Here is an 18,749-nt window from a genome sequence, read left to right as displayed (position 1 = left end):
GGCGCTGGGGGCGGGGGGCGGGGGGGGTGCGTGGTGGCCCGGGGGGGGGGGGGGGGGGTGTGGGGGGGGGGGGGGGGGGGGGGGGGGGGGTGGGGGGGGGGGGGGGGGGGGGGGGGGGGGGGGGGGGGGCGGCCCCCCCCCCCCCCGCGGGGGGGGGGGGGGGGGGGGGCCCCCCCCCGCCTCCAGGGCGCTGGTGGCCGCCGCGTCTGCTGCTGACGGTCGCGGCGTGCGGCGTCCTCGACGCCCTGGCGAACGTGTGCATCCAGGCGGGGCTGCACGCGAGCGACGACCCGGGCACCCTGCCCGTCGTGAGCGTGCTCAACGCGCTCTACCCCATCGGCACGGTCGTGCTGGCCGGGGTGGTGCTGCGGGAGCGGTTGACCGCGCCGCAGTGGGTCGGCATCGCGCTGGCGTTCATCGCGTCGGTGGGCCTGGCCCTGGCGTGACCGGACGACTCAGACGTCGGGGATGAGTCGCTTGCCGAGCGACACGGTGCGGTCGTCGGAGTACCCGAGGGACTCGTAGAACCCGAGCACCCGCTCGTTGCCGGCACGGATCTGCAGGTTGAGCTTCGGGCAGCCGAGGTCGGTGAGCAGCCGCTCGAACTCGGCCATCAGCGTCCGGCCGAGACCGGAGCCCTGCAGGTCCGGCTGCACGGCGAGGTAGTTGACCCATCCGCGGTGCCCGTCGAAACCGGCCATCCCCGCGGCGACGACCCCGCCGGCCTCCGACTCCGCCACCAGGAAGAGCTCGGGCTGGACCGTGGCCTTGCGCGCGATGTCGCGGCGGGGGTCGTTCCACGGTCGGACGAGACCGCACGATTCCCAGAGGGCGACGACCGCGTCGGTGTCGTCGGCGCGGAACGGGCGGATCCGGTACTCCATCCCCCCACGTTACGGGGGTGTGGAGAACGTCGTCACCGGGCCGTCGTCGTGATCTGATAGACCTGTCCGACCGACCAGCCGATCAGGAGCCCCGTGACCGCACACGACACCATCCCGTCGCGCCGCAGCGCGCGGGACGACGACGGCGGCAGGCGGTCCGGGCGCCGTTCCCCCCGGCGACGGCAGACGGTCGGTGGCGCGATCGTCTCGCTCATCGCCGAACTGCTCATCATCGCGGGTGCCGGCACCGGGCTGTACGTGGTGTGGACCGCGTGGTGGACGGACGTCGTGGCGGTCAACGAGCAGTCGAAGCTCGTCGAGGGACTCGACCAGTTGAAGACCCCGGACGGGGCCGGCACCGAGCACCGCGGGACCGCACCCGTGCTGGCGGAGCCACCGGATCTCTCCGACGTGTTCGGCACGATGCAGATCCCGCGCTTCGGCAAGGACTACAACCGGCCGATCGGCGAGGGCACCGACCGTGAGAAGGTCCTCAACACCATCGGGCTCGGGCACTACCAGGACACCGCGATGCCCGGGGCTCCCGGCAACTTCGCCGTCGCCGGACACCGTGTGACGTACGGCAAGCCGCTCAACCAGATCGCGGAGCTCAAGAAGGACGACTCCGTCGTCGTGCGGGTCACCGACGCGAAGGCGAAGTTCGACGTCTGGTACGTCTACAAGGTCACCGACAGCCAGATCGTCACGCCGGACCACATCGAGACGATCGCGCCGGTGCCGAACAAGCCCGGAGTCGACCCCTCGCCGTCGGACCGCTGGCTGACCCTGACCGCGTGCCACCCGATGTGGTCGGCAGCCGAACGGTTCGTCACGCACGCGAAGCTCGACTACTGGATGCCCGCTTCCGAGGGCACCCCGAAGGAACTCTCGGAGACGACCAAGTGATCTTCCCCCTCGTCTGGCGGCTGCTGCCCGGCCCCACGTTCCTGAAGGTGCTCGAGCTGCTCGTGCTGCTCGCCGCGATCGTGTTCGTCCTGTTCCAGTGGGTGTTCCCGTGGATCGCGGCGGACATCCTGCCGCCGCCGGACGGCACCGTGGAGTCCACGCCGACCCCGTAGCGGTCGGCACCCGGAACCAGGACCGGCAGCGGACGGCAGGCGGCGTCAGACCGTTGTCGTCACCTGCGAGCCGCCGGCCGCGGTGCGACGCACGGCGATCCGCTCCGGGATCCGCTGCTTGAGTTCCTCGACGTGGCTGACGATGCCGACCTGCCGTCCACCGGCGGTCAGTCGCGACAACTGCCCGATGACGTCGTCGAGGGTCTCCGGGTCGAGCGTGCCGAACCCCTCGTCGACGAAGAGCGTGCCGAGCGAGACGCCACCGGCCTCGGCTTGCACGACGTCGGCCAGCCCGAGCGCCAGGCACAGCGACACGGTGAACGTCTCGCCGCCGGACAGGCTGCGGGGGTCCCGCACGGTGTCGGTGGTGTGGTCGTGCACGGCGAGTGCCAGGCCGGTCCGGCGTGCCCGTGACCCGGACTCCCGCTCGTCCGAGGTCTCGAGCGTGAACCGCCCCGCGAGCATCGCCCGGAGTCGGTCGTTGGCCGCGGCGACGACGTCCTCGAACCGGCGCATGAGCACGTAGGTGCCCAGGGTGATCCCCGTCGGGTTCGCCGCGGTGACCCCGTTCGCGATGTCGGCGAGCCGGACCACGGCGCGGCTGCGTGCCGACGTCTCGTCACGGGCACGGGTCGCCCGGGTGACCTCGGTCGCGCACCGGTCGACCGCGTCGGCACGGTCGGCCGCGGAGACGGTGACCGCGGCGGCCTCGTCGAGTGCGGCGGCAGCGCGCTGGCGTCCGGCCCGGGCGCCGTCGAGGTCGAGGCGTTCCGCGGAGTCGTCCGCCGCGGCGACCACGGCGGGTTCGGCCAGACCGGCCACGACGACGGCCCGCTCGGCCTCGGCCGCACTGATCAGCGCCCGCAGCCGGTCGGTGCTGTCGGGTTCGAGCCGTCCGGCCCGCGCTGCGGCGACGTCGGCGAAGTCCTGGTCGTCGAGGACCCGGTCGACCTCGGTACGGCGGTCGTCGCGGGCACGGGTCGCGGCGGCCACCCGTTCGTCGGCCTGCACGACCGCGCGGTACGCCTCGAGTCGCTCGTCGAGGAGTTCGACGGCCGTCCGGAGCGTCGCGGGGCGGTCGTCGAGGAGTGCTCCGAGCCGCCCGAGCGCCGCGGCCACGGTGCCGAGGTCGGTGTCGAGCCGCTCGGCGTCGGCCAGCGCGGTCGAGACCAGGACGGTCCGCCGTGCGTCGAGGTCGTTCCGCTCGCGCTGGAGCCGACCGGTCGTCGTGTCGTGCTCCGCCCGCTGCCGCTCGTGCTGCAGGACGAGCGCGGCAGCGTCGTGCGCGGCCCGGACCCGTTCGTCGGCGGCCGCGGTCAGGGTGTCGAGCGTGGCGGTGTCAACCGTGCCGACGACGTCGACGAGCCGCTGGTGTTCGGCACGTTCGACCGCCAGGTCCGACGCGGCGTCGGCGAGGTGCTGGTCAGCGCGACGGGTGGCGTCGCCGGCAGCGTCGACGGCCGCGGTCGTCGGGTGGTCGTCCTGCGGGGTCGCCACCGAGGGGTGCGCCGTCGACCCGCAGACCGGGCACGGGTCGCCGGTCGTGAGCGCCGCCCCGAGTTCTCCGGCGAGCCCGGCGATCCGGCGTTCGCGGAGTGCCCGCTCGGCGGCGAGGGCGTCGGTCGCCGACCGGCGCGCGGTGGCGACGGACTGCTCGGCCGTGGCGACCCGTTGCGCTGCGTGGTCGCGCGCCACGAGGTCGGCTCGGAGGGACCGGATCCGGGTGACCTCGTGCGCGGCGGCGTCCGAGTCGGCTGCCGTGCGGGCCGCGGTGCGTGCGGCCTCGACGATGCGGGCCCGCTCGGTGGGACGGGCGTCGAGTGCGGCGTCGCGTTCGAGCAGCTGCTCGGCGATCTGCTCGGCGTCCGCGGTGGCCCCGGCGATGGTGGACCGACGGGCAGCGGCGCCGTCCTCGACCGCGACGAGGTGCCGGACGGCCGACAGGTCGTCGGCCAGGGCGTCGCGTCGCAGCACGACGGCGTCGGCGTCGGCGGTGATCCCGTGGCGGTCACGCAGCGACCGGGCCGCCGCAGTGGTCTCGTCGGCGCGCATGACTGCGGCGTCGAGTCCGTCGGCCACGGCGGTCACCTGGGCGGCGCGTTCGCCGAGTGCGAGGGCCGACCGGGCGGCGTCGACGGCGGGGGCGTCGTCGTCGAGCGCGGCCCGTCGCACGAGCAGTCCCGCGCGTCGTTCGAGGGCGGTCGCACGCGCCGTGACCGCCTGTTCGTGCTCGGCAGCGGTCGTCGCCGCCGCGGCTGCTGCAGCACGGACGGCGGCAGCGGCATCGGCCGCCGCACGGACCGACGCCACCGTCGACGGCACGACGGTCTCGTCGGCGTCGTCGAGACCGGCGGCCTGGGCGAAGCGGTTCAGGGCATCACGCACGCGGTCGTCGGCACCGTCGACCTCGGCCTGCACGGCACGGCGCCGCGCGGCGAGTTCGTCGGCCGTGCGGTCGTAGACCTGCGTGCCGAACAGGGACTGCAGGAGCTTGCGGCGCTCTTCGCCCGGGGACCGCAGGAACCGTGCGAACTCGCCCTGCGGCAGCACCACGGTCTGCAGGAACTGCGCGCGGTCGAGCCCGACGATGCGGCCGATCTCGACGCCGACCTCGGGGATGCGTGACGACATCGGTTCGCCGGCGACGTCGGACGGGTTCGCCAGACGGAAGAGCTGCACGGACGCCTGCTGCTTGACGGTGCCGGTCCCCCGTTGCTTCGGGCGGTCGTACTGCGGGGTGCGGCGGACCCGGTAGGTCCCTGCGCTGGTCTCGAAGACGAGCTCGACGAACGGCTCCACCGCGGGGTCGGCGTGCTGGCTGTGCAGCCGGTCGGAACTGGCGTCGGACCCGGCGAGCCCGCCGTACAGGGCGAACACGACGGCGTCGATGATGGTCGACTTGCCGGAGCCCGTCGGCCCCTCGAGCAGGAACACCCCGGAGGCCGCGAGCGCTGCGAAGTCGATGGACACCAGGTCGGGGTAGGGCCCGATGGCGCGGAGTTCGAGTCGGTGCAGGTACATCAGCGGTCCCCCTCGCGCTGCAGCGCCAGCACAGCGGCCTCGTGCGCCTCGGTCAGGACGGCGTGTTCGTCGTCGTCCGGGGCGGCACCGGTGGCGAAGGCCACGAAGTCGGCTGCGACCTCGACCGGGTCGGACGTCGCCGTGACCGCACGGGCCACCGAGGCCGGACCGCGGTCGGCGGGTTCGTGCGTGATCGCCAGCGCGTGCGGGAAGTGGTCCTTCACCCGGGCGTACATGCGCTCGGGGTGCACCGTGTCGGTCACGGCCACCCGCACCCAGGCGTCGGCGTCGGCCCGGAAGACCCCGGACTCGATGTCGTCGATGCTCCCGCGCACGTCGACCAGGCGGCGCGGCACGGGAGCGGGCACGAGTTCGACCGAGACGCCACCGGCCGCGTCGAGCTCGGCGATCGTCACCGACTTCTGCTGGTGCCGCTCGCCGAACGAGAACGCCAGCGGTGAGCCGGCGTACCGGATCCGTCCACCGTCGCCGACCCGCTGCGGGCCGTGCAGGTGCCCGAGGGCGACGTAGTCGAAGCCGTCGAAGACCGACTCGGCCACCCGGTCGACACCGCCGACGCGGATGTCCTGCTCGCTGTCGCTCGGGTCCGCCCCGCCGACGAAGGCGTGTGCGACGACGACGCTGCGGGTACCGCCGCGCAACGCGAGGTCGGACCGGATCCGCTCGGTGGCGGCGTGCACGACGGCGTGGTGCGACCGCGCGAGGGGCTCGTCCGGCACGTCGGCCAGTGCGTAGCGGGTGAGGTCGGGGTGCAGGTACGGGATGCCGTAGACCGCCACCGGGCCGTCGGCGTCGTTGACGAGCACCGGGTCCGCGATCCGGGCGGGTTCGGCCAGGATGCGGACGCGGCGGTCCATCACACCGGCGCCGAAGCCCAGGCGTGCGGCGGAGTCGTGGTTGCCGGGCGTGAGCACCACGGTCGCCGTCTCGGCCAGGCGTTCGAGCACCCGGGACAGCATCCGGACCGCGTCGATCGGCGGGATCGCCCGGTCGTACACGTCACCGGCGATCACGACCAGGTCGACGGAGCGGTCCCGCACGAGGTCGACGAGCCAGTCGGTGAACGCCGCCTGGTGCTCGAGGAGGTCTGCACCGAGCAGCGTGCGGCCGAGGTGCCAGTCGCCGGTGTGCAGGATGCGCATGCGGACACGGTAACGCCGGCCGGGGACATCGCCGGACGGCCGCGCGCCGCCTGTGGAGAACTCAGGGCACGCAGCTCGCCGACGCCAGGCCGAGGACCGAGACGACCCGCACCTTCACGGTCGGGGTGCTGGTCGCGGTCCAGTTGTTGCCGAGGTTCGTGCGGAGGTTCAGCGTGTAGGTCGTGCCCAGGTCGAGCAGGCCCGCCCCGCCGTAGACGAGCGAACGTTGTCCAGCGGTCGTGGCGGTCGCGAGCTGGGTCGACCCGTTCATGAGGTCGAACGAGTTCGGCACGGTGGGGTCCGTGTAGGTCCAGGTGATCGTCACGGTGCTCGACGACGCGGCCGTGCAGGTCAGCGTGGGGACACCGGTGGCCGTGCCCGCCGTGAAGTTCGAGACGGGGTTCACGGTCGTCCGCGACCACGGCACGGCAACCGCCTGCGCCGGCACGAGCACGCCGATGCTCCCCGCGATGACGAGGACCGCCGCCGCACCGCCGAAGCGGCGCAGCCGCTGCACGCGACGCTCGTGCACCCGGAGCGAGCGACGGGTGACGACGGTGGTCCCGCCGGACGGGAGGCGCGTGGCGGCGTCGTCCCGCGCCTCCCGTCCGGCATCGGTACCGTCCGACGGCCCGTCACCCGACCCGTGGGCGGTGTCGCCCCCGTCCGAGCCGTCGGCGTCGTCGTCGTCGATCGCCGTGAGGCGGCGGAGCGACCCGTCGACCGTGCAGAGCGCCAGCAGCGCGGTCAGGCCGAGTGCGAGCACGACGACCCTGACCCATTCCCCCTGCCGGAGCCACAAGATCGGCGCCCCGACGAACGGGATGCGCAGGAAGGCGACCCCGTGCACGGCCGAGCGTTCGAGCGGTGTGGAGTCCTGCTGCGGGTTCGCGTCGCCCTTGGTGACCAGGGTGCCTCCCGGGCCGTCCTCGACGTAGCGGTGCATGCGGAGGTGACCCGGCTGGTCCGGGTCGTCCGCGAGCAGGATCTTGCCCGTCCGGACCTCACCGGACGCGACCGGGCGCGAGACGACGACGTCCCCGGGCGTGAGGCGCGGCTCCATCGACCCGGTCATCACCGTCGTCGGTTGCCAGCCGATCAGCGCGGGGGCTGCCGCCCACAGGGCGAGGCCGAGGAGGGTCGCGACCACACCGCGTGCAACGGTGCCGACGACGACGCGCCCCCAGTCGACGACGTCACGGAGCACGGCGTGCGGTGTGGGACCACCGTGCACTGCGATGCTGCTCATGACTGCCTTCGACCGGGGGCGCGTTCTCGGGGGTGGTGACCGAGGCGGGCTCGGGCCGAGCCCCGGTCACCGGGTGGGGAGGGCTCCCGGCTCAGCTGTTCTGGGCCTCCCAGGTGAGGCCGAGGGACGCGGTGCCGCCCTGCACCGTGTTCGGCGCGGTGCTCGAGACCGTGTAGGTGAAGCGGTAGACGCGCGACTCGGACGCGGACCCGGTCGGGGCCCAGGTGCCGAGGCCGGTGGCGAAGTTCGTCGAGCCGGTGCCGAACGCGGCGAGGGTGCCGTTGTAGAGCGTTCCGCTGGTCGCGGCCGGGGTGAAGCCGGTGCAGGAGCCGAAGCCACCGCCGGTGCCCTGCTCGACCTGCAGGTTGATGTTGCCCGAGAGGTTGTTCGTGGTGGCCGGGTTCGTGCCGTACAGCTTCACGGTCGAGGCCAGCGAGCCGGTCGACGTGACCGTGATGCAGTTGGCGCCGGTGGAGCCGGGCTTGAGGCCCGTCGCGGTGAAGAGCGCGGTGTTGTTGTCGTCGTCGGTGAGGGCGACGCTGCCGGCGGTCCAGTTGCTGGTCGGGTTGACGGTGGTGGCCGAGAACGCCGAGTAGGACGCGGTCGAGACGACGACACCCGAGGCGACGAGGGCGGCGGGGATGGCGATCCAGGCCGCGAGACGGGCGGCGCGAGGGGTGACACGAGACATTGCGGGAGCTCCTGATCCGGAAACGGTGGCGCCGTGGTCGCGGTGGTTGGTCGCGTCGGTGCCGTGGTGTTTGCTACGACGATCAAGTTACTTTTCCGCCGAGCAACTCACAAGGGAAGGAACCACCCCGTGCTGGGGGTATCTTGACGAGTGAGATACTTGTTGACTGAGTCTTCCCACCCCCTGCCGAGAAGAGCCGCCGATGACGGACACCACCCAGCCCGTCCTGCCCGACACCCTGCCGCCCGCGCCCGTGTCGCCGACCGTCTCCGTGCCGGAGCGCGTGGACTCGGACACCGACCTCGCGAAGCTCCTCACCGCCTTCCGCCTGCTCCAGACGCAGCACGCCCGCGTCCTGCACCACGAGAGCGTCGTGCGCGGGCTGAACGCCACCGACACCCGCTTCGTGTTCTTCCTGGCCGCGGCCGACGGCGAGGGGATCACGCCGAAGCAGGCCGGCGAGTACCTCGAGCTCACCACCGGCGCCATGACCTCGCTCGTCGACCGGCTCGAGCAGCGCGGACACCTCGAGCGCCGCCCGAACCCGCAGGACCGTCGCAGCGTGCTGCTGCACCTCACCGCCTCGGGCGCCGAGGTGGCCCGGCAGATCGGCGCCGTCTACTCGGACGCCTTCCGCGAGGTCGTCGCCCCCGCCGACCGGGTCCGGCTCGCCGCCGCGTTCGCCGGGCTCGGCGACGCCCTCGACCGCCACTCGCGCGCGGAGACCGCAGCCCGCTCAGCGTGACCTCGTGTGTCGGGGCGCGCGCGTAGCGTGGTGCGCATGACACCGTCCGAAGTCCTGATCGAAGCGTTCTCCCGCGTCCCCGAGACCGTCGAGCGTGCCGTCGACGGCCTGTCCGAGGACCAACTCGCAGCGCGTCCGGCCGCCGGGGCGAACACCCTGGCATGGCTCGCGTGGCACACCGCCCGTGGGCAGGACGTCCAGATCGCCGACCTCGCCGGCACCGCGCAGGTGTGGACCGCCGACGGCTGGTACGAGCGGTTCGGCCTGCCGTTCCCGGCCGAGGCCCTCGGCTACGGCATGTCCCGCGACGACGTCGGTCGCGTGCGTGCTTCGGCCGAGCTGCTCACCGGGTACCTGCGTGCCGTCCACGACCGCACCGTCGCGTACCTCGGCACGCTCGGCCCGGACGACCTCGACCCCGTGGTCGACGACGCGTGGGACCCGCCCGTCACCGCCGGTGCCCGGCTCGTGAGCATCCTCGACGACTGCACGCAGCACGCCGGCCAGGCCGGTTTCGTGCGCGGGTTGCTGTTCTTCAACCGCTGACGCGGTCGCGCGCACGCGAGGGCGTGCTCGCTTCGTGAGCAGAAATGGTCGGGTCCGATTTCGGGACCCGACCATTTCTGCTCACCACGTGACGGACGGGAGGCCCGGTACCAGCTGGTACCGGGCCTCCCGTCGTGCGTCTGGTCGCGACTAGCGCGCGGCGAGCTCCGACACGATGCCGTCACCGGGCGCGGCCTGCACGAGGTCCGCCGCGATCTCGGCACGCTCGAGGATGCCCTCGATCTTGCGGATGCGACCACGCGGGACCAGGGTCACGACGGTGCCCTCCTTGCCGGCACGACCCGTCCGGCCGGAGCGGTGCATGTACGCCTTGTAGTCGTCCGGGGCGTCCGCCTGCACGACGAGCGACACGTCGTCGACGTGGATGCCGCGGGCGGCGACGTCGGTGGCGACGAGCACGTTCACCCGGCCGCTCGTCAGGAGCTGCAGGTTCCGGGTCCGGCGCGACTGGTTCAGGTCGCCGTGGAGCGACGTGGCACGGATGCCGGCGTCCTCGAACTGGTCGGCCAGGCGCTCGGCGTAGGCACGGGTCCGGGCGAAGACGATCGTCTTGCCGTCGCCGGCGACGAGCTCCTCGAGGACACGGTCCTTCTCGCGCTGCTCGACCACGAGGACACGGTGGTCGATGGTCGAGGACGCCTGGTCCTCACCCGCGACCTCGTGCACGCTCGGCTCGTGCAGGAACTGCTCGACGAGCGCCGCGACCTGGGTGTCGAGCGTCGCGCTGAACAGCAGCTTCTGTGCACGGTTGCCCTGCGGGGTGACCTCGGCGGTGGCGGAGAGGATCTCCTGCACCGGCTCGAGGAACCCGAGGTCGCACATGTGGTCGGCCTCGTCGAGCACGGAGATGACGACCTCGCTGAGGTCGAGCTTCCCCTTGTTCATGAGGTCCTGCACACGACCAGGGGTGCCGACGATGATGTCGACGCCACGCTCGAGCGCGCCCTCCTGGCGGCCGTACGGCACGCCGCCGTAGATCTGCGTCGTGAAGAGGCCCACCGAGCGGGCGATCGGCTGCACCGTGCGGTCGATCTGCAGGGCCAGCTCGCGGGTCGGCGCGAGGATGAGCGCACGCGGGGCGCGGCCCATCTTGCGCTTCGTGCCGCCGCCGTGCTCCATGAGCTTCTCGACGAGCGGGGCGCCGAACGCGATGGTCTTGCCGGAGCCCGTGCGGCCACGGCCGAGGACGTCCTTGCCGGCGATCACGTCGGGGATCGTCGCGGCCTGGATCGGGAACGGGCTGCTCGCGCCGAGCTCCTGCAGGGCGCGGGAGATGTTGCCGCCGATGCCGAGGTCGCCGAAGGTCACGCCCTCGACGTCCGACGCCACGGTGGACTCGGCCTGGAGCTTCGCGAGCTTGACGTCGTCGGCGGGGACGAACTTGCCGCGCTCCGGCTCGTCGAAGGAGCGGCGGGGAGCGCTGCGGTCGTCGCGGTCGAACTTGCGCGGAGCACTGGGCCCCTGCGAGCCGGTTCCGGCGCGACGCGGAGCTTGCGGAGCGTCGGGACGGCCGTGCGAGTAGGGAGCGTCGCGGTCGAAGCTGCGACGCGGGCGGTCGTCGTTGTCACGACGGGGCGCACGGTCATCGCGGTTGAAGCTGCGGGGAGCGCGGTCGTCGCGGTCGAAGCTGCGACGGGGACGGTCGTCGTTGTCACGACGGGGCGCACGGTCGTCGCGGTTGAAGGTGCGCGGGGCGCGGTCGTCACGGTCGAACGAACGACGGGGACGGTCGTCGTTGTCACGACGCGGAGCGCGGTCATCGCGGTCGAACGAACGACGCGGACGGTCGTCGTTGTCACGACGCGGGGCGCGGTCGTCACGGTCGAACGAGCGACGGGGACGGTCGTCGTTGTCACGACGGGGAGCGCGGTCGTCGCGGTTGAAGCTGCGCGGTGCGCGGTCGTCACGATCGAAGCGACGCGGACGGTCGTCGTTGTCACGACGCGGGGCGCGGTCGTCACGATCGAAGCGACGGGGAGCACGGTCGTCACGGTTGAAGCCGCGACCACCGCGGTCGTCGCGCTCCGGGCGGCGCTGGCCGCCGCTGTCACGGGGCTCCCAGTTCGGGCGCGCGGGGCGCTCGCCCTGCGCCGAGCGGCCGCGACGCTCCTCGGCGTCCCAGCGCTGCTTCTGGCGCGGCGCGGTCGGCTCGGCGGCGCGGAACCCGCGGTGCTTGCTGCTGCGTGCGGCGGGGGTGCCGTTCGGGTGGCGGGGACGATCGGAGGCGCGGTTGTCCGCGCCCTTGTTGTACGGAGCCATGACTGCTTTCTCGGGTGCGCAACGAACCGCAGCGCCCGACAGCGACATCGGCGGGGGATGCTTGCGGAGAGGGGGTTCATCCCGTCGCGATTCGACGTGATTCCAGCCCTCGAGCAACACACACCCAACAAAAAGCCCGTGATCACGATGTCACGGCGTCGAAGGCCGACCGAGCGAGTCTACGCGACCCCGCGCTCTGATGCCAGCCCCGTCGTCGACGGACGGCCGCGAGCCGGACCCGGCCCGTGCCTCCCGGCCGGCCCGTCGGTCAGGACTCGGCGAGCCGCTGTCGTTGCTCGGCCACGTCGAAGTCCGCCTTCGGCCACGAGAGCTGCATGTCCTCGAGGGCCCGGAGCAGGAGCTGCTGCACCGCCAGGCGGGCGTACCACTTGCGGTTCGCCGGCACGACGTACCAGGGCGCCTGCGGGGTCGAGGTCCGGTCGAACACGATCTGGTACGCGTCCTGGTAGCGGTCCCACAGCAGGCGCTCGTCGATGTCGGCCGGGTTGAACTTCCAGTGCTTGTCGGGACGGTCGAGTCGCTCGCCGAGGCGTTCGCGCTGCTCGTCCTTCGAGATGTGCAGCATCACCTTGACGATGGTGGTGCCCTCGGCGGTGAGGCGGTCCTCGAACTCGGTGATCGCGCCGTAGCGTCGTTCGATCTCGTCCGGCGCCGCGAACGCCCGGATGCGCTGGATGAGGACGTCCTCGTAGTGCGAGCGGTCGAAGACGCCGAGCTGCCCGGCACTCGGGAGCTGCCGCTCGATGCGCCAGAGGAAGTCGTGCTCGCGCTCCTCGGCCGTCGGGGCCTTGAAGCCCGCGTACCGCACGCCGTTGGGGTCGACCGCACCGACGACGTGCGAGACGATGCCGCCCTTGCCGGCGGTGTCCATCGCCTGCAGGACGAGCAGCACCCGGCGCTGGTCGCCGGCGGTCGACGCCGCGTACAGCCGCTCCTGCAGGGCGGCGAGGCGGGACGCCCCCGCGGCGAGCGCTTCGAGCCCGTCGATCTTGCGGCCGGGGAAGCCCGGCGTCGCATCCGGGACGACCTGGTCGAGGCGGAAGCCCGGGTCGACGCGGAGCAGTGGTTCGGGATCGGCGTTCCAGGCCTTGCGACGGCTCACGGGTCCTCCTGCGGTCCTGGCGGCGGGTGCCCCCAGCTCTCATCCTGGCACTGTGGCGGTTCCGCCGTCGGGTGCGCGGTCGAGTGCGCGGTCGGGTGCGCGGTCGGTTGCGCGGTCGGGGTTCCTCCGCTGGGGTGACGTGGCCGGCCTCGGGTGCGGCTACCGTGGAACCGATGAAGTCCGGCCGCCGCACAGTGCTCGCGCTCGTCGCCGCGGTCGTGGCGCTCGGCGCGGTCGCGTCCTGCAGTACGGACCCCGTCGGTGACGAGAACGCGACGGTCACCGCAGACAGCGTCATCTACCCGCTGTCCCTGCAGTACCACGGCATCGACGTGGTCGCGGATGTGCCGTACGGCACGGCTCCGCTGCAGCGACTCGACGTCTGCCTGCCGGCCGACAGCGCCCCGGAGACGACCGCGACCCCCACGGCGACGCCGTCCGCCACCCCGACGGCCGACCCCGCCGAGGCCGCAGCCAGCACCGGTCGGCCCGCGGTGCTGATGATCCACGGCGGCAGCTGGTCGCACGGCGACAAGGCCACGGCCGCCTACCGCTCGGTGTGCAAGTACCTGGCGTCCGAGGGCTTCGTCACGTTCAACGTCGACTACCGGCTCGCCCCCACCGACCCGTTCCCGGCCGGTCTCGACGACGTCCGACGGGCACTCGACTACGTGTTCCGCCCCACGACGCTCTCCACGTACGACGTCGACTCCCAGCGGGTCGGGGTGTTCGGCGGGAGCGCGGGCGGCAACCTGGCGGCGATGCTCGCGGTGACCGACCACGAGTCCGCCGCCTACGCCGAGGGCGACCGGATCCGTGCGGTCGTCGACCTGAGCGGCCCCACGAACCTGACGTCACGCTCGACCCGGGCCGACGGGGTGTCCGCGTCCTTCCAGCGGAAGCAGCTGCTGTACCTCGGCTGCCGGACCTACGCGAAGTGTCCGGCGGCGACCCGGGCGTCGCCGGAGTACCACGTCACCTCGGACACGGCGCCGTTCTTCATCGGGCACTCGACGGACGAGTTCATCCCGTTGTGGGAGTCGCAGGAGTTCGCGGCGACGCTCCGGTCCCACGACGTGCCGGTCACGTTCGTGCAGGTCGAGGGGACGGCGCACTCGATCGCGCAGCTCGACGAGGCGATGAGCCGCCGCGTCGCGACGTTCTTCCGGACCCAGCTGGGCTGAGGCGCTGCGGGGGCGCCGTGCGGGTTCGGCCGCGGGCGGGTTGTGTGCCGCCGAAGCGACATTTCTCGCCGACGAGCGGCCGTCCGTGCCGCGAGAGCGACGTTGTGCCGCGAGAGCGACGTTGTGCCGCCGATGTTCGGCGGAGAAGTGTCGCTTTCGCGGAGCCGCACCGCCGCGTGCCCCGGGTGGGTGGCACCCGGAGTCGGGACTACTGCCGGCAGCCACCACGTCGCAGACTTCCGGGGTGACCGACACCTCCACCCGCCCTGCACGCGCCGCCGCGACCCGCTGGGACCGTTCCGCGCTGCAGACCTCCGCGGAATTGCTGCTCGGGCTGTCGTTCGCCGCCACCATGGCCTTCGGCGGGTACGCGGCTGCGACCGGGCACCTCGCTGTGTTCGCGCAGGGCGCCGGGATCGTCTTCCTGGTCACGCTGACCTGCGTGCTCGTGTCGTGGTTCCGCGCCGTCGAGCGCGAGGAGCGGGCCGTCGTTCCGCCCCTCGCCGCGATCGACGCCGAGTACCGCCGCTAAGCCGCGCTGTCGGAACGCGCCGCTCGACGCCGCTGTCGTTCCGCCCGATGCTCCGCGCGTTCCTGGCGTCGCTCAGCGCGCGCCTGCTTCCGGGTCTTGCCCGCGGCGATCCGGTCCGTGTTGCGCTCGCGTGCCCGCTCGACCACGAAGTACAGCGCCGGCAGCACCACGAGCGTCAGCAGTGTCGAGGACACCAGCCCGCCGATCACGACCAGTGCCAGCGGCTGCGAGATGAACCCGGACTTGCCGGTCAGGCCGATCGCCATCGGCAGCAGCGCGAAGATCGTCGCCATCGCCGTCATCAGGATCGGGCGGAGGCGTCGCGTCGCGCCCTCGATCAACGCCTCACGCACCCGCAAGCCCCGCCGTCGGTACTGGTTGACGAGGTCGATGAGCACGATCGCGTTCGTCACGACGATGCCGACGAGCATGAGCAGACCGATGAGCGACGCGACGCCGATCGGGACACCGGAGGCGATCTGCAGCAGGATCGCGCCCGTCGCCGCGAACGGCACCGACACGAGCAGCAGCAGCGGCTGGAGCAGGCTCCGGAACGTCGCGACCATGATCACGTAGACGATCAGCACCGCGACCAGGACCGCGAGGCCGAGCTGCGAGAACGCTGACGACTGGCTGGCGGCGACGCCACCGATGGACGCGGTCGCGCCCTTCGGCAGGTCGAGCTCGTCGACGGCGGTCGTGGCGGACTGCACGGCCGCACCCAGGTTGGTGGCGTCCGGCGACACGGTGATCGTGGCGGTGCGGGCGGCGTTCGTCGTGGTGACCGTGGTGGGACCCTCGGACTCCTCCACCGTGGCGACGTCGGAAAGCGGGACGGTGCCGGTACTCGTCGGGACGTCGAGGGCACGGAGCGCGGCGATCGTGGTCGGCGGCTCGGGGTCGGCGATGTAGACGTCGAGCGTCGCGTCGTCGATCTCGATGCTGCCGGTGTCCCGCGGTGAGACGGCGGCGGCGACGAGGCCACCCACCTGGGTCTCGGTGAGGCCGAGCGACGCGGCCTTCTGCCGGTCGACCCGGACGGCCAGGAACGGCTCCGCAGCCGACAGGTTGCTCGTGGCGCTCGTGGTGTCGGGGACCGACTGCATGGTCTTCAGCACCTGGCGCGACGCGGTCTCGAGCTGCGCCTGGGTCGGCGCGGTCACGTCGACCTCGATGTCGCTGCTGCCGCCGAACCCGCCGCCGGACGACGCGATGGTGACCTCGCCGACGTCGTCGATCCGCGCGATCGACTTCCGGGCGTCGGCTTGGATCGTGGGCTGGTCGGCCTCGGCATCGGTCGTGACGGCGTACTGCACCGACGCGCTGCCGCCACCGCCGAACGCCGCCTGGATCGACTGGCCGCTCGTGCCGATGGTGGTCTGCACGGTCTCGACGCCGTCGACGCCCTGGAGCGCCCGCTCGACCTCGCGCGCGGATTCGGACTGGACGGCGAGGCTGGAGCCGGCCTTCAGGTCCTGCGTGACCGTGAAGGTGTTCTGCCCCGAGTCGCCGAGGTAGTTCGTGGTGACGAACGGCAGCGTGGCGACCGTGCCGCCGAGGACGATCACGGCGAGCAGGATGACGACGACCGGCTTGCGGACGACCCACCGGAGCACCGGCAGGTACACGCGGCGCAGGCGGTCCACCCGGCCGGCGTCGTGCAGGTCCGCTGCGGAGGCGAGCGCTCCCTCTGGGCGATCGCGCTCGGCATCGACCGCCGACCGTACCGCCGCCGCTTCCGCGTCCGTGTCCGCCGCCGCTGCCGCCGCGTCGCCCGGCTTCACCTTCGACGGGCGCAGCCACCAGTACGCCAGCACCGGGACGATGGTGAGCGAGACGAACAGTGACGCGACGAGCGCCAGGGTGACCGTCACGGCGAACGGACGGAACAGTTCCCCTACGAGTTCGGCGACGAAGGCCACCGGCAGGAACACCGCGACGGTGGTCAGGGTCGAGGCGGTGACCGCTCCGGCGACCTCGCGCACGGCCTCCCGCACGGCCTGGCCACGGTCGACTCCGGGGAGCATGTGCCGCTTGATGTTCTCGATGACGACGATCGAGTCGTCGACCACGCGGCCGATCGCGATCGTGAGTGCCGCCAGCGTGATGATGTTGAGCGTGTACCCCGCGGCGCGCATGCCGATCGCGGCGAGGAGCACCGACGTCGGGATCGAGATCGCGGTGACGAGCGTGGAGCGCCACGACAGCAGGAAGACCAGGATGACGATCACCGCGAAGGCGAGCCCGAGCAGCCCTTCTTCGGCCAGGGAGTCGATGGATTGCTGGATGTAGGGCGCCTGGTCGAAGACGACGGTGAAGCGGGGGTCGCCCTCGATCTTGTCCTCGATGCCGGGCAGGGCGTCGCGCACGGTCTTCGAGACGTCGACGGTGTTGGCCTCCTGCGTCTTGGTGATCGAGATCGTCAGGGCCTGCTCACCGTCCACCCGGCTGATCGAGGTGCGCGGTGACTCCGTGATCGCGACCTTCGCGACGTCGCCGAGCGTGGTGTCGGTCGGGGTGGCGGCGGTCGTGGACCCGCCCGTCGCGGCGTCACCCGTGGGCGCGGAACCGGTCGCACCCGTGCCGGTCCCCGTCGTACCCGTCCCCGTCGTACCCGTCCCGGTCGCGCCCACGGCCGTACCGTCACCGGACGCCGTCCCACCGGCGCCAGCGGACCCGGCCCCGTCCGAACCCGACGAACTCGACGAGCTCGACGAACTCGTCAACGGCAGCGCGCGGATGTCCTTGAGCGAGGCGATCCGCTCGCCCGTCTGCACCGACAGCGTCGAGCCGTCCTCGGTGATCGTGCCGCCGGGGATCAGGGTGCCGTTGTCGTCGAGGGCGTCCGAGATCGCCGTCTGGGTGAGGCCACGGGCGGCGAGCTCGTCCTGGTCGGGCGTGATGACGACGCGACGGCCCGGGTTGCCGAAGACGTCCGCCTGCCGCACGCCGTCGAGCTTCTCGAGGTCGGGGATCGCCGAGGCCTGCAGCCGGTCGACGAGCTGCTCCTGGTTGCCGGACGCCGAGACCGCGACCTGCAGCACCGGCAGGTCGTCGAAGGACCCGGTGACGATCTGCGTCTGCACCGAGTCGGGCAGCGACAGCGCGTTCACCGCGGTCTGGATCTTGTCCTCGGCGCTGGCCAGGTTCGATCCGTACTGGAACGACGCCGACACCACGCTCTGTCCGGTGGACGAGGTCGCGCTGGTGGACTCGAGGTCCGGGACGACCTGGATCGCCTGCTCGATCTTCGTCGAGACGTCGTTGGACACCACCTCGGGCGTGGCACCCGGGTACGCGCTGACGATCGCGACCTGCGGGAACTCGACGCTCGGGATCAGCTCCTGCTTGAGGTTTGACAGCGCGATGCCGCCGAAGATCGCGACGACGATGGTGACGAGCGCGATGAGGGCCCGGTTGCGGAGGCTGAAGACCGAGAGGAGGTGCACGTCATCGATCCTCGCAGCCGTAGCCCGTGCGCGTCCGCATCAGGCCTTCGGGTCAGCCGTCGGGTCAGCCACCGAGCAGCAGGTACGCGCCGAGCACGCCGACGGTGCCGAGCACGCCGCTGCCGAGGGCGATCACGCGGCCGACCGACGACCGGGCGGTGGCCACCCCGACGACGAGCACGAGGATGCCGACGACGATCTCGACCACCCAGGTCACCGGGCCGGTCGTGGCCACCACCTGCAGCAGCGCCCGCACCCCCTCGCCGATCAGGATCGCGGCGGTGACCCCGAACGCTCCGGCACGCCAGCGGGCGTCGCGGGAGCGGACGAACACGGCGACCGCACCGGCGAGCAGCCCGGCGGGGACGCCGAGCAGCACCCACAGGTTTGTGACGGACAGGAAGTCCGGGTAGCCGCGCAGGTTCGTCGTGGCCCAGTAGCCGACGTGCATGAGTTCGAGCAGCACGACGCCGAGCAGCATCGCGAGCGGCAGGGCGAACCGGCCGGCACGGGCTCCGGCGCCGATGCACAGCGCGACGGCGACCAGGAACCAGGGGCCGGCCGAGTTGGCGACCGACGACAGTGCGGGCACGGTCTGCCCGAACGAGGTCAGCACACCGGCGAGCAGCGCACCGCTCAGGGCCATCGTGACGCGCACCAGAGCCGGCACCGCGGGGCACGGCTCGGACGGCGACGCGGACGACGGGGACGCAGCAGGCGCCGGAGCACCGGCGGACAGGGTCGCGTTCATGGCATCAGCATCGCGTCGTCCGCCGCCGCGCACATCACCCCACGGAGCGAGA

The 18,749-nt window shown here is 72.5% G+C and carries 16 protein-coding genes; 7 read left to right on the top strand and 9 right to left on the bottom strand.

The window, feature by feature from the left end; translation table 11 throughout:
• Positions 1-26 precede the first annotated feature (26 nt).
• Positions 27-446 carry an EamA family transporter gene (locus EDF33_RS18115; RefSeq protein ID WP_132100770.1) on the top strand — a complete coding sequence of 140 codons (420 nt, stop codon included), beginning with the start codon at positions 27-29 and terminating at the stop codon, positions 444-446.
• A 9-nt stretch (positions 447-455) separates the two neighbouring features.
• Here the strand turns inward: EDF33_RS18115 and EDF33_RS18110 are convergent, their stop codons facing one another.
• On the bottom strand, positions 456-884 hold the full coding sequence (locus EDF33_RS18110; protein ID WP_123293676.1) for a GNAT family acetyltransferase: 429 nt from the start codon (positions 882-884) through the stop codon (positions 456-458).
• A gap of 93 nt (positions 885-977) precedes the next feature.
• Between EDF33_RS18110 and EDF33_RS18105 the strand changes: the two genes are divergently transcribed.
• The gene (locus tag EDF33_RS18105) at positions 978-1,790 is read left to right on the top strand and encodes a class E sortase (protein WP_243692493.1); all 813 of its coding nucleotides are present in this window, start codon (positions 978-980) and stop codon (positions 1,788-1,790) included.
• The gene (locus EDF33_RS20290) at positions 1,787-1,963 is read left to right on the top strand and encodes a hypothetical protein (RefSeq protein ID WP_159573240.1); all 177 of its coding nucleotides are present in this window, start codon (positions 1,787-1,789) and stop codon (positions 1,961-1,963) included. Before EDF33_RS18105 ends, EDF33_RS20290 begins: the two co-directional genes overlap by 4 nt.
• Positions 1,964-2,008: 45 nt before the next feature.
• Here EDF33_RS20290 and EDF33_RS18100 read toward each other — a convergent pair whose 3' ends face one another.
• The 4 genes from EDF33_RS18100 to EDF33_RS18085 form a co-directional block, all read right to left on the bottom strand.
• Positions 2,009-4,984, bottom strand: coding sequence for an SMC family ATPase (locus EDF33_RS18100; RefSeq protein WP_132100769.1), 2,976 nt, complete (start codon positions 4,982-4,984; stop codon positions 2,009-2,011).
• Positions 4,984-6,147: an exonuclease SbcCD subunit D gene (locus EDF33_RS18095; protein WP_131880758.1), complete on the bottom strand. Its 1,164-nt coding sequence runs from the start codon at positions 6,145-6,147 to the stop codon at positions 4,984-4,986. Before EDF33_RS18095 ends, EDF33_RS18100 begins: the two co-directional genes overlap by 1 nt.
• A gap of 61 nt (positions 6,148-6,208) precedes the next feature.
• Complete coding sequence (locus EDF33_RS18090; protein WP_123937541.1) at positions 6,209-7,396, bottom strand: S24/S26 family peptidase; 1,188 nt, start codon at positions 7,394-7,396, stop codon at positions 6,209-6,211.
• 91 nt (positions 7,397-7,487) lie between these two features.
• Positions 7,488-8,087, bottom strand: coding sequence for a hypothetical protein (locus tag EDF33_RS18085; protein ID WP_111085548.1), 600 nt, complete (start codon positions 8,085-8,087; stop codon positions 7,488-7,490).
• 202 nt (positions 8,088-8,289) lie between these two features.
• Between EDF33_RS18085 and EDF33_RS18080 the strand changes: the two genes are divergently transcribed.
• The gene (locus EDF33_RS18080; protein WP_123937540.1) at positions 8,290-8,832 is read left to right on the top strand and encodes a MarR family transcriptional regulator; all 543 of its coding nucleotides are present in this window, start codon (positions 8,290-8,292) and stop codon (positions 8,830-8,832) included.
• 36 nt (positions 8,833-8,868) lie between these two features.
• Positions 8,869-9,378 (top strand): DinB family protein, encoded by a 510-nt coding sequence (locus EDF33_RS18075; protein WP_123293670.1) that lies wholly within the window; start codon positions 8,869-8,871, stop codon positions 9,376-9,378.
• Positions 9,379-9,528: 150 nt separating this feature from the next.
• Here the strand turns inward: EDF33_RS18075 and EDF33_RS18070 are convergent, their stop codons facing one another.
• Together EDF33_RS18070 and EDF33_RS18065 are read right to left on the bottom strand one after the other, a co-directional pair.
• Complete coding sequence (locus EDF33_RS18070; protein WP_132100768.1) at positions 9,529-11,658, bottom strand: DEAD/DEAH box helicase; 2,130 nt, start codon at positions 11,656-11,658, stop codon at positions 9,529-9,531.
• A 268-nt stretch (positions 11,659-11,926) separates the two neighbouring features.
• A complete protein-coding gene (locus tag EDF33_RS18065) occupies positions 11,927-12,781 on the bottom strand; it encodes a PPK2 family polyphosphate kinase (protein WP_243692492.1) in 855 nt (284 codons plus the stop codon).
• A 173-nt stretch (positions 12,782-12,954) separates the two neighbouring features.
• On the opposite strand from EDF33_RS18065, the gene EDF33_RS18060 reads away from it, so the two are divergent.
• The gene (locus EDF33_RS18060) at positions 12,955-13,965 is read left to right on the top strand and encodes an alpha/beta hydrolase (RefSeq protein WP_111085552.1); all 1,011 of its coding nucleotides are present in this window, start codon (positions 12,955-12,957) and stop codon (positions 13,963-13,965) included.
• 244 nt (positions 13,966-14,209) lie between these two features.
• Positions 14,210-14,497, top strand: coding sequence for a hypothetical protein (locus tag EDF33_RS18055; RefSeq protein WP_123293668.1), 288 nt, complete (start codon positions 14,210-14,212; stop codon positions 14,495-14,497).
• Here the strand turns inward: EDF33_RS18055 and EDF33_RS18050 are convergent.
• Complete coding sequence (locus tag EDF33_RS18050; RefSeq protein ID WP_132100767.1) at positions 14,494-17,946, bottom strand: efflux RND transporter permease subunit; 3,453 nt, start codon at positions 17,944-17,946, stop codon at positions 14,494-14,496. The two genes, EDF33_RS18055 and EDF33_RS18050, sit on opposite strands and share 4 nt — an antisense overlap.
• 64 nt (positions 17,947-18,010) lie before the next feature.
• Positions 18,011-18,697 carry a DUF6518 family protein gene (locus tag EDF33_RS18045; protein ID WP_131921251.1) on the bottom strand — a complete coding sequence of 229 codons (687 nt, stop codon included), beginning with the start codon at positions 18,695-18,697 and terminating at the stop codon, positions 18,011-18,013.
• Positions 18,698-18,749 lie beyond the last annotated feature (52 nt).

Source organism: Curtobacterium sp. PhB146 (genome assembly GCF_004342995.1).
Lineage (GTDB): Bacteria > Actinomycetota > Actinomycetes > Actinomycetales > Microbacteriaceae > Curtobacterium.
The sequence above is the reverse complement of the archived record's forward strand: the minus strand, read 5'-3'. Positions and strand labels throughout refer to the sequence as shown.